Genomic DNA, 10,407 nt, shown 5'->3' on the forward strand with positions numbered 1-10,407 from the left:
AGGAGTCGGCCTGCACCAGGTCACCGCCGACCACCCCGGCACCCAATCTCCCCGCTTCGTCCCACATCCCGTCGGCCAGCGCCGCGGCATCGGCGGCCGCGGTATCGGCCGGGGCGCCGAAGCCGACGACGAACGCGGTGGGCCGCGCGCCCATCGCCTCGATGTCGGCGGCGTTCTGTGCGATCGCCTTGCGGCCGACGTCGTGCGGGCTCGACCAATCGAGCCGGAAATGCCGGCCTTGCACCAGCATGTCGGTGGAGATCACGGTGCGACCGTCGGGGCAGCGCACCACCGCCGCGTCGTCGCCGGGCCCCAGCTCGGTGCTGCCGGGCTGACGCCGACCGGCCACCAGCCGGTCGATCATGGGAAACTCTCCAAGCTGACCCAGCGTGGGCTCGTTACCGCGCACAGCCTGGAGTGTAAGTGCGAACAGATAGGTGGGCGGGTGTGATCGATCCCGGGGAGGACGCCGACGGGCCGCCGCGTGTTGCGCTGATCGCTGCGTTGGTGGTCGCCGTCGCCGCGGTGGCTGCCGCGTTGGCGGTCGCGGCCGCGCACCGGCCGGGAAGCCAACCGGACGAGCCGCTGCGCTTCGCCACGGTGCCGGCCCCGCATGCCGGCGGCGCGGCCTGCCGTGCCGTGCTCGACGCGCTGCCCGAGCAGCTGGGCGACTACCACCGAGCCGAGATCGCCGACCCGGCGCCGGCAGGTGTGGCGGCGTGGACTGCCGGCGCCGACGGGTCGGTGGTGCTGCGATGCGGGCTGGACCGACCGGCCGACTTCGTGGTGGGTTCGCCCATCCAGGTGGTCGATCAGGTGCAGTGGTTCGAAGTGCGCGAAGGCGATCGCGCCACCTGGTACGCCGTGGACCGGCCGGTCTATCTGGCGCTGACGCTGCCCCGGGGCTCGGGGCCGACGCCGATCCAGGAGTTATCCGATTTGATCGCCGACAAGCTGGAGGCCGTGCCGATCAGGCCGGGTCCGCCGCGCTAGCCAACGTGCGCAAAAACGGCTGAGCACCCAGCGTGTCGGCCGGGGACACGCACATTCGCGGCGGAAGTCGTTACCGCAAGCCCACGCCGCGGGCCTGCGCGGTGTCGACCATCGTCGCCAGCAGCGTCGGGTAGTCGACACCGCTGGCCTCCCACATCCGCGGGTACATCGAGATCGTGGTGAACCCGGGCATGGTGTTGATCTCGTTGATCACCGGACCGGCGTCGGTGTGAAAGAAGTCCACCCGCGCCAGCCCCTGGCAATCCAGCGCGGCGAAAGCACGAATCGCCAACTGCCGCACCGTGTCCGCGACCTCGTCGTCGATCTTTGCGGGCACATCGAGTTCGGCGGCGTCATCGAGGTACTTGGTGGCGAAGTCATAGAAGGAATCGTCACGCTCGGCGCAGCCGCGCACCACCCGGATCTCCCCCACCGTGCTGGCCGCCACGGTGCCATCGGGGAATTCGAGCACCCCGCACTCGAGCTCGCGGCCGACGATGGCCGCCTCGACGATGACCTTCGGGTCGTGCCGGCGGGCCTCGGCGATGGCGGCGGAAAGCTCGTCGTACGAACTCACCCGGCTGACCCCGATCGACGATCCGCTGCGCGCGGGTTTGACGAACAACGGCAGCCCCAGGCGCTCGCGGTCCTCGATCGACAGCGTCGCCTGGTGGGGCCGCAGCACCGCGTACGGACCGATCGGCAGCCCATCGGCCGCCAGCAGCTTCTTGGTGAACTCCTTGTCCATCCCGGCGGCGCTGGCCAGCACTCCGGCACCGACATAGGGCACCCCGGCCAGCTCCAGCAGCCCCTGCACGGTGCCGTCCTCGCCGTAGGGGCCATGCAGCACCGGGAACACCACGTCTACCGACGCCAGCAGTTCGGTGGGCGCCCCGCCGGCCAACGCGACCAACTGGCCGCGTCGCTGCGGATCAGCGGGCAGCGTCAGTTCGGCGCCGGACGCCTTGCTCACCGCGGGCAGTTGCCGGCCGCTGATCGCCCAGGCGTCCGGGTCGCCGCTGGTGAGCACCCACGACCCCTCCGGCGTGATCCCCACGGCGATGACCTCGAAACGCTGCGGATCCAGGTTGCGCAGGATGCTGCCCGCCGACACGCAGGAGATCGCGTGCTCGCTGCTGCGGCCGCCGAACACGACGGCCACCCGGGTGCGTGCGTGAGAATTCACACGCCAGAGGGTACGGCAACGCCGGACTCACTCCGGTTTGGTGCGTCGTCCCAGCAGCAGTGCCACCGCCTCGTTGACCGACAGACCGGTGTGGCAGACGCGGTGAACGGCCTCGGTCAGCGGCATCTCCACGTCGTAGCTCGACGCCAGCGCCAGCACCGACTGGCACGACGTCACACCTTCGACGACGTGACCGTCGGTGGTGCCCGCCAGACCCGCCGACCCAGGTAGCGGCGGCATGGCCTCGCCCTGGCCGAGCCGCTCGCCGAACGACCGGTTGCGTGACCGCGGCGACGTGCAGGTGGCCACCAGGTCGCCGACCCCGGCCAGGCCGGCCAGCGTGGCACCTTTGGCGCCCAGCGCCACACCCAGCCGGATGATCTCGGCCAGCCCGCGGGTGATGATCGCCGCGGCGGTGTTCTCGCCCAGCCCCACCCCGGCGGCCATCCCGCAGGCCAGGGCGATGACGTTCTTGCAGGCGCCGCCGATCTCGGTGCCGATCACATCGGCATTGGTGTACGGGCGAAAGTAGCCGGTGTTGAGCATTCGCTGCAGCGCCACAGCGCGCCCCGAGTCGGTGCAGGCGACCACCGTCGCGGCCGGCTGCTCGGCGGCGATCTCGGCGGCCAGGTTGGGGCCGGACACCACCGCGACCTGCCCGGGGTCTACCCCGGTCACCGCGGCGACCACCTGGCTCATCCGCATCAGGGTGCCCAGTTCGATGCCCTTGGCGACGCTGACCAGGGTCGCACCGTCGGTCAGCTGCGGCGTCCACGCCTCCAGGTTGGTCCGCATGGTCTGCGCCGGCACGGCGAGCACCACCGTGGTCAGGCCGTCCAGCGCCTCGGCGGCGTCGGTCGTGGCGCGGACCGCATCCGGGACGGTGAAACCCGGCAGATAGTCCGGGTTGCGGCGGGTCTCGTTGATCTGGGCGGCGATGTCGGAGCGGCGCGCCCACAGCCTGACCTGGCTGCCCGCGTCGGCGAGCACCTTGGCCAGTGCCGTGCCCCACGCCCCGGCTCCCATCACTGCCACAGTGCCCTCGGTCCCGACCACCTCACACCACCTCCCTATAGGGGGTTCACCCTAGCGGGGCGCAGCCGGGCAACCGGTCCACCGCCGGCTGTCGCGACGACGATGCGTCGGTCGTCGAACCCGGCGCTGGCAGGATGTCGGTTGTGAACGCCATGGCCGAGGAATCCGGGATCGGCCTGATCATCGCCGTCAAGCGGCTCAGCGTGGCCAAGACCAGGCTGGCGCCGGCGTTTCCGGCACCGCTGCGAGAGACCGTCGTGCTGGCGATGTTGGTCGACACCATCACCGCGGCGTCGGCGGTTCAGGGCGTGCAGCACATCACCGTGGTCACCCCCGACGCGGCCGCGGCGGCGGCCGCGGCCGAGCTGGGCGCAGCGGTGCTGGCGGATCCGACGCCGGACGGGCACGGGGACCCGCTGAACAACGCGCTGGCCGCTGCCGAACGCGCGGTGGCCGACTCGGTGCGCAATATCGTTGCCTTGCAGGGCGATCTGCCGGCATTGCAGTCCTACGAGCTCGACGAGGCGATCGCCGCAGCCCGCGCCCATCCGCGCAGCTTCGTCGCCGACCGGCACGGCATGGGCACCGCTGCACTGTTCGCGTTCGGCACCGCCCTGGAGCCGCGGTTCGGCCGGGATTCGTCGAGCCGGCATCGGCAATCCGGCGCATTGGAACTGACCGGAGTCTGGCCGGGCTTGCGCTGCGACATCGACACCCCCGAGGACCTGGCGGTGGCACGGCGGCTGGGGGTCGGTCCGGCGACGGCCCGCGCACTAGCGCAAGCCAAGACCGGTGGCAGTGCCACCCGCGATGAGTAATGATCTCGTAGTGGATGAAACCGAGGTCGGCCAACGCACCGAGCCGCGCACCGACGAAACGGACTGGCGCCCCAATGACGCCACGCCGAGCGCCCCGCCGGCCGCCACCGCGGTCCCGCCGGCCGAACCCGGCGACGAGCTGCCCGCGCACCGCTACCTGAACCGGGAGCTGAGCTGGCTGGACTTCAACGCGCGGGTGCTGGCACTGGCGGCCGACACGTCGCTGCCGTTGCTGGAGCGGGCCAAGTTCCTGGCGATCTTCGCCTCCAACCTCGACGAGTTCTACATGGTCCGGGTCGCAGGGCTCAAACGCCGCGACGAGATGGGGCTGTCGGTGCGTTCGGCTGACGGGTTGACACCACGCGAGCAACTGCGCCGGATCGGCGAGCAGACCCAGCAGATCGCCACCCGTCACGCCCGGGTGTTCCTCGAGTCGGTGCGACCGGCGCTCGCCGACGAAGGCATCCACATCGTGACCTGGGCCGACCTGCAACCGGACGAACGCGAGCAGTTGTCGGAGTACTTCCAAGAGCAGGTCTTCCCGGTGCTGACGCCGTTGGCGGTCGATCCGGCGCACCCGTTCCCGTTCGTCAGTGGCCTCAGTCTGAACCTGGCGGTCACGGTCAAGCGCCCCGAGGACGGCGGGAGCCATTTCGCCCGGGTGAAGGTTCCCGACAACGTCGACCGGTTCGTCGAACTCGACACCGGCGCCAAGGGCGGCGAGGGCCGCGGTGAGATCCGTTTCCTGCCGATGGAAGAGTTGATCGCGGCGTTCCTGCCGGTGCTGTTCCCCGGCATGGAAATCGTCGAGCATCACGCCTTCCGCATCACCCGCAACGCCGATTTCGAAGTCGAAGAGGACCGCGACGAGGACCTGCTGCAGGCGTTGGAACGCGAGTTGGCGCGACGCCGATTCGGGTCACCGGTGCGCCTCGAGGTCGCCGACGACATGACCGAGAACATGCTGGAGCTGCTGCTGCGGGAGCTCGACGTGAATCCCGGCGATGTCATCGAGGTGCCCGGGCTGCTGGATCTGTCGTCGTTGTGGCAGGTGTACCGGCAGGACCGTCCGGACCTCAAGGACCGTACCTTCGTCCCGGCGACCCACCCGGCATTCGCCGAACGGGAAACTCCCAAAAGCATTTTCGCCACGCTGCGTGAGGGTGATGTCTTGGTGCACCACCCCTACGACTCATTCGCCACCAGCGTCCAGCGGTTCGTCGAACAAGCCGCCGCCGACCCGGGTGTGCTGGCGATCAAACAGACGCTGTACCGCACCTCGGGTGATTCGCCGATCGTCACCGCCTTGATCGACGCCGCCGAGGCCGGAAAACAGGTGGTGGCGCTGGTCGAGATCAAAGCCCGGTTCGACGAGCAGGCCAACATCAAATGGGCCCGCAAGCTGGAACAGGCCGGCGTCCACGTGGTGTACGGCCTGATCGGACTGAAGACGCACTGCAAGGTCTCCTTGGTGGTGCGCCGTGAGGGTTCGGCGATCCGGCGGTACTGCCATATCGGCACCGGCAACTACAACAGCAAGACCGCACGGCTTTACGAGGACATCGGGCTGTTGACCGCCGACCCGGACATCGGCGCCGACCTCACCGACCTGTTCAACTCGCTGACCGGTTATTCGCGCAAGGACACCTACCGCAACCTATTGGTGGCCCCGCACGGCGTACGGGCCGGCATCATCGAACGCATCGAACGCGAGGTCGCCGCGCACCGTGAAGGCGGCCAGGGCCGGATCCGACTGAAGCTCAACTCCTTGGTCGACGAGCAGGTGATCGATGCGATCTACCGCGCCTCGCGCGCCGGTGTGCAGGTCCAGTTGGTGGTGCGCGGGATCTGCGCACTGCGTCCGGGTGTTGAAGGCTTCTCCGAAAACATCGTCGTTCGGTCGATTCTGGGCCGTTTCCTGGAGCACTCGCGCGTCATCGAATGCAGTGCCATCAACGAATTCTGGATCGGCAGCGCCGACATGATGCACCGCAACCTGGACCGGCGGGTCGAGGTGATGGTGCAGGTGAAAGACCCGCGATTGTGCGCGCAACTGAGCGACATGTTCGATTCGGCGATGGACCCGGCCACCCGCTGCTGGGAACTCGGGCCCGACGGCCAGTGGACCGCGGCACCGCAGGACGGTGCGACGGTGCGCGACCATCAGGTGTCCCTGATGGAACGACACCGCAATCCCTGAACCGAGACCGCCGGCAACCGCGATCGACCTTCATCGATGACGCCCGAATCCAGCTGCAGGAGTGAAAGTGCCCACAAAGTCCTCGTCGAACGGCTCGGTGCCGCCGGACAGAACCCTCCACGCCGCAGGCGGGGTGCTGTGGCGCACTCGGCGTAAGACCGTCGAGGTGGCGCTCATTCACCGGCCCCGCTATGACGACTGGTCACTGCCCAAAGGCAAAGTCGATCCCGGGGAGACCGAACCGGTGACAGCGGTGCGGGAGATCCTCGAGGAGACCGGCCAGCATGCCGAACTCGGGCGTCGGCTGGGCTCGGTGAGCTACCCGGTCAGCCAGGGTGTCAAGAAGGTGCGCTATTGGAGCGCGCGGGCGCTGGGCGGTGATTTCGTGCCCAACCACGAGGTCGATGATCTGGTCTGGCTACCGGTCGGCGCGGCACTCAAGGAACTGCACTATCCCTACGATCGGAAGATATTGCGGCGGTTCGCCAAGGCTCCCGCCGACACCCGCACGGTGTTGATCGTGCGGCACGGCACCGCCGGGCGCCGGTCCCGGTTCTCCGGCGATGACACCCTGCGGCCGTTGGACAAGAACGGCCGCGCGCAGGCCGAGGCGCTGACTGAGCTGTTGCTGGCCTTCGGCGCCACCGACGTATACGCGGCCGACCGGGTCCGCTGTCAGCAGACCGTCGAACCGCTGGCAGCCGAACTGGGCGTGGTCGTGCACAACGAGCCGACGCTGACCGAAGAGGCTTACTCCACTGCGCCGAAGAAAGCCCGCCGCAGGGTGCTGGAGATCGCCCGAGTGGGCGGCACACCGGTTATCTGTACGCAGGGCAAGGTGATTCCGGACCTGATCGCCTGGTGGTGTGCCCGCGACGGCGTGAGCCCCGACAAGTCGCGCAACCGCAAGGGCAGTACCTGGGTGCTGTCGCTGGCGGGCGGGCGGCTGATCGCCGCGGACCACATGGGCAGTCCGCTGGCGAAACAAGTGCTGGTGTGAACAACCGAGCGCCGCGGGACTGACCCGCGGCGCTCGGCCTATTCGAGGTTACTTACGGCCTTTTCGTGCTGTGGCCTTGGTCGCCTTGCGGGCCGGGGCCTTCTTGGCCGCGGTCTTCTTGGCGGTCACTTTCTTGGCCGGAGCCTTCTTGGCCGCGGTCTTCTTGGCGGTCGCCTTCTTAGCCGGCGCCTTGGTTGCCGCCTTCTTGGCCGGGGCCTTCTTGGCCGCGGTCTTCTTGGCGGTCGCCTTCTTGGCCGGGGCCTTCTTGGCTGCGGTCTTCTTGGCCGGAGCCTTCTTGGCCGCGGTCTTCTTGGCCGCAGCCTTGGTGGCCTTCTTGGCCGCGGTCTTCTTGGCCGCGGCCTTGGTGGCCTTCTTGGCCGGCGACTTCTTCGCCGCCTTCTTCGCCGTGGTGGTGGCGCCGGCGCCACGCTTGACCGCGAGCCCCTCGGCCGGGACACGCTGCGCACCAGAAACAATCGCCTTGAACTGCGCGCCCGGGCGGAATGCGGGGACCGAAGTCGGCTTTACCTTGACCGTCTCTCCCGTGCGGGGATTGCGGGCCACGCGCGCGGCGCGCCGACGACGCTCGAACACGCCGAACCCGGTGATGGTGACGCTCTCGCCCTTGTGGACGGCGCGCACAATGGCATTGACGAAGTGCTCGACGGCGTCGGTCGCCGACCGGCGGTCGGTGTCCAATTCCTTTGTGAGCACCTCGATGAGCTCTGCTTTGTTCATCCAATCCCTCCGAGACCAGTGGCCCTACTTGAGCCGACTAGAGCACACGGTAAACCCTGATACCACTGATATCCAAGAGCCACGCGCAATTTCAGATGAGATTATCGGCGAATTCCGCAATCCGGTTACTGCCCTTGGGTGCTGACCTGACCGCGCGATCGACCGGAATTAGGCGCCGGTACCTGCCGTCAGGAAGCCGGAACGGTGCGCGGTTTCCAACTTGGGCGGTCCGCCTCGAAGGCGGCAATCTCGTCCAGTTTCCGCAGCGTAAGGCCTATATCGTCAAGCCCTTCGGACAGTCGCCAAGCGGTGTAGTCGTCAATAGTGAACGCCACCACCGCCGTTCCGGCGGTGATATTCCGATCTTGAAGATTGACAGTGATTTCCAGCCCCGGGCTGGCCTCGATGAGTTTCCAGAGCAGTTCCACGTCGTCTTGGGCCACCTGGGCCGCCAGCAACCCCGCCTTGCCGGCATTGCCACGGAAGATGTCGGCGAAGCGTGAAGAGATCACCACCCGGAACCCGTAGTCGAGTAGGGCCCACACCGCGTGTTCCCGCGATGATCCAGTGCCGAAATCCGGCCCCGCCACCAGCACCGAACCCTGGTCGAACGGCTTGAGATTCAAGATGAACGACGGATCGGTGCGCCAGGTGGCGAACAGACCGTCCTCGAATCCTGTCCGGGTGATGCGCTTCAAATAGACCGCGGGAATGATCTGGTCGGTGTCGACATTGGACCGCCGCAGCGGGACGCCGATTCCAGTGTGGGCGTGAAAGGCTTCCATGAGTAAACTCCTTTAAATACCGTGGCGGTCAGTTCAAGTCGGCGGGCGCCGACAACGTCCCGCGCACGGCGGTGGCGGCGGCGACGGCCGGAGAGACCAGGTGGGTCCGTCCGCCCTTGCCCTGTCGGCCCTCGAAATTGCGGTTGGAGGTCGACGCGCACCGCTGGCCCGGTGAAAGCTGGTCGGGGTTCATTCCCAGGCACATCGAGCACCCGGGTTGGCGCCATTCCGCACCCGCGGCGGTGAAAACCTCGGCGAGGCCTTCAGCTTCGGCCTGGTTTCGCACCCGCATCGATCCCGGCACGACGAGCATCCGCACGCCGTCGGCGACCCGCCGGCCGCGCAGCACGTCGGCCACCGCGCGCAGATCCTCGATGCGACCGTTGGTGCACGACCCGACGAATACCGTGTCGACCGCGATGTCCCGCATCGGCGTCCCCGGGCGAAGGTCCATGTAGGCCAACGCCTTCTCCGCGGCCCGTCGCTGAGCCTCGTCGCTGATCGTCTCCGGGTCGGGCACCGCCGCGCCCAGCGGCACGCCCTGGCCGGGGTTGGTCCCCCAGGTGACGAACGGGGTCAGCGCGGCCGCATCCAGGAACACCTCGGCGTCGAATTTCGCGCCCGGATCGGTGCGCAGGCTGTCCCAGTGCGCGACGGCGGCATCCCAGTCCGCACCGACCGGTGCGTGCGGCCGGCCCCGCAGATAGTCATACGTGGTGTCATCGGGAGCGACCATGCCAGCTCGGGCACCGGCCTCAATGCTCATATTGCAGATCGTCATCCGGGCCTCCATCGACAACGCCTCGATGGCGCTGCCCCGGTATTCGATGACATAGCCCTGGCCACCGCCGGTGCCGATCTGGGCGATCACCGCCAGGATGATGTCCTTGGCCGTCACCCCTTCGGCCAGCTCACCCTCGACGTTGACGGCCATCGTCTTGAAGGGCCGCAGCGGCAACGTCTGGGTGGCCAGCACGTGCTCGACCTCCGAGGTGCCGATACCCATCGCCAGCGCACCGAATGCGCCGTGGGTGGAGGTGTGACTGTCGCCGCAGACCACGGTCGTGCCCGGCTGGGTGAGACCCAATTGCGGTCCGATGATGTGCACGATTCCCTGTTCGATGTCGCCCATCGGGTGCAACCGGATGCCGAACTCGGCGCAGTTGTGCCGCAGCGTCTCGACCTGGGTGCGCGATACGGGATCGGCGATCGGCTTGTCGATGTCGATCGTCGGCACGTTGTGGTCCTCGGTGGCGATGGTCAGATCGGGGCGCCGGACACCACGGCCTGCCAGGCGCAGGCCTTCGAACGCCTGCGGACTGGTGACCTCGTGCACGAGATGCAGGTCGATGTAGATCAAGTCGGGTTCGGTCCCGCCTCCGGAGACCACGACATGGTCGGCCCAGACCTTTTCGGCCAGGGTGCGAGGCTGCTGCGTCTTGGACATCACTGCCATTCCCCAAATCTGCGGTGTCTCACGATATGAGACGCTAGTATCTGTATATGGGACAGCATAGCGGCATCGGCGTTCTGGACAAAGCCCTGGCCGTGCTCCACACGGTGGCCGAATCACCCTGTGGCCTGGCCGAACTGTGTGAGCGGACCGGGTTGCCCCGCGCGACGGCACACCGGCTGGCCGCCGGACTGGAGGC

Annotated in this window: 11 protein-coding genes; 5 read left to right on the forward strand and 6 right to left on the reverse strand. The window is 68.0% G+C overall.

Going from position 1 to position 10,407, the window contains the following annotated elements; translation table 11 throughout:
• On the reverse strand, window positions 1-364 hold a 364-nt coding region (locus DQP56_RS19365; RefSeq protein WP_234825737.1), incomplete at its 3' end, for an AIR synthase related protein.
• Window positions 365-447: 83 nt separating this feature from the next.
• Here DQP56_RS19365 and DQP56_RS19370 point away from each other — a divergent pair.
• Window positions 448-993, forward strand: coding sequence for a DUF3515 domain-containing protein (locus DQP56_RS19370; RefSeq protein WP_112688209.1), 546 nt, complete (start codon window positions 448-450; stop codon window positions 991-993).
• Window positions 994-1,063: 70 nt separating this feature from the next.
• Here DQP56_RS19370 and DQP56_RS19375 read toward each other — a convergent pair whose 3' ends face one another.
• Window positions 1,064-2,179 carry a D-alanine--D-alanine ligase family protein gene (locus tag DQP56_RS19375; protein WP_112688211.1) on the reverse strand — a complete coding sequence of 372 codons (1,116 nt, stop codon included), beginning with the start codon at window positions 2,177-2,179 and terminating at the stop codon, window positions 1,064-1,066.
• A gap of 27 nt (window positions 2,180-2,206) precedes the next feature.
• Window positions 2,207-3,235, reverse strand: a complete 1,029-nt coding sequence (locus tag DQP56_RS19380) for an NAD(P)H-dependent glycerol-3-phosphate dehydrogenase (RefSeq protein ID WP_435673885.1) — start codon at window positions 3,233-3,235, stop codon at window positions 2,207-2,209.
• A gap of 131 nt (window positions 3,236-3,366) precedes the next feature.
• Between DQP56_RS19380 and cofC the strand changes: the two genes are divergently transcribed.
• The 3 genes from cofC (at window position 3,367) to mutT1 (ending at window position 7,232) form a co-directional block, all read left to right on the forward strand.
• Entirely contained in the window at window positions 3,367-4,032 is a 666-nt protein-coding gene (gene cofC / locus DQP56_RS19385) for a 2-phospho-L-lactate guanylyltransferase (RefSeq protein ID WP_165825084.1), read from the forward strand.
• A complete protein-coding gene (locus DQP56_RS19390) occupies window positions 4,025-6,232 on the forward strand; it encodes an RNA degradosome polyphosphate kinase (protein WP_112688215.1) in 2,208 nt (735 codons plus the stop codon). Before cofC ends, DQP56_RS19390 begins: the two co-directional genes overlap by 8 nt.
• Before the next feature lie 67 nt (window positions 6,233-6,299).
• Window positions 6,300-7,232: an 8-oxo-(d)GTP phosphatase MutT1 gene (gene mutT1, locus DQP56_RS19395; RefSeq protein WP_112688224.1), complete on the forward strand. Its 933-nt coding sequence runs from the start codon at window positions 6,300-6,302 to the stop codon at window positions 7,230-7,232.
• A gap of 48 nt (window positions 7,233-7,280) precedes the next feature.
• Here mutT1 and DQP56_RS19400 read toward each other — a convergent pair whose 3' ends face one another.
• From DQP56_RS19400 to leuC, 3 genes are all read right to left on the reverse strand, one after another.
• The gene (locus DQP56_RS19400) at window positions 7,281-7,970 is read right to left on the reverse strand and encodes an HU family DNA-binding protein (RefSeq protein ID WP_112688217.1); all 690 of its coding nucleotides are present in this window, start codon (window positions 7,968-7,970) and stop codon (window positions 7,281-7,283) included.
• 188 nt (window positions 7,971-8,158) lie between these two features.
• Window positions 8,159-8,755 (reverse strand): 3-isopropylmalate dehydratase small subunit, encoded by a 597-nt coding sequence (gene leuD, locus DQP56_RS19405; protein ID WP_112688220.1) that lies wholly within the window; start codon window positions 8,753-8,755, stop codon window positions 8,159-8,161.
• A gap of 28 nt (window positions 8,756-8,783) precedes the next feature.
• Window positions 8,784-10,202, reverse strand: a complete 1,419-nt coding sequence (gene leuC / locus DQP56_RS19410; RefSeq protein ID WP_435673886.1) for a 3-isopropylmalate dehydratase large subunit — start codon at window positions 10,200-10,202, stop codon at window positions 8,784-8,786.
• Between the two features lie 56 nt (window positions 10,203-10,258).
• On the opposite strand from leuC, the gene DQP56_RS19415 reads away from it, so the two are divergent.
• Window positions 10,259-10,407 (forward strand): helix-turn-helix domain-containing protein (locus tag DQP56_RS19415; protein ID WP_165825083.1); only part of this gene is annotated, 149 nt, incomplete at its 3' end.

Source organism: Mycolicibacter senuensis, from assembly GCF_003284925.1.
GTDB lineage: Bacteria > Actinomycetota > Actinomycetes > Mycobacteriales > Mycobacteriaceae > Mycobacterium > Mycobacterium algericum_A.

Bases quoted from the DNA above. Each gene is read 5' to 3' on its own strand.
- leuD (WP_112688220.1), bottom strand. From the start codon at position 8,755: ATGGAAGCCTTTCACGCCCACACTGGAATCGGCGTCCCGCTGCGGCGG.
- cofC (WP_165825084.1), top strand. From the start codon at position 3,367: ATGGCCGAGGAATCCGGGATCGGCCTGATCATCGCCGTCAAGCGGCTC.
- leuC (WP_435673886.1), bottom strand. From the start codon at position 10,202: ATGTCCAAGACGCAGCAGCCTCGCACCCTGGCCGAAAAGGTCTGGGCC.
- DQP56_RS19400 (WP_112688217.1), bottom strand. From the start codon at position 7,970: ATGAACAAAGCAGAGCTCATCGAGGTGCTCACAAAGGAATTGGACACC.
- DQP56_RS19390 (WP_112688215.1), top strand. From the start codon at position 4,025: ATGAGTAATGATCTCGTAGTGGATGAAACCGAGGTCGGCCAACGCACC.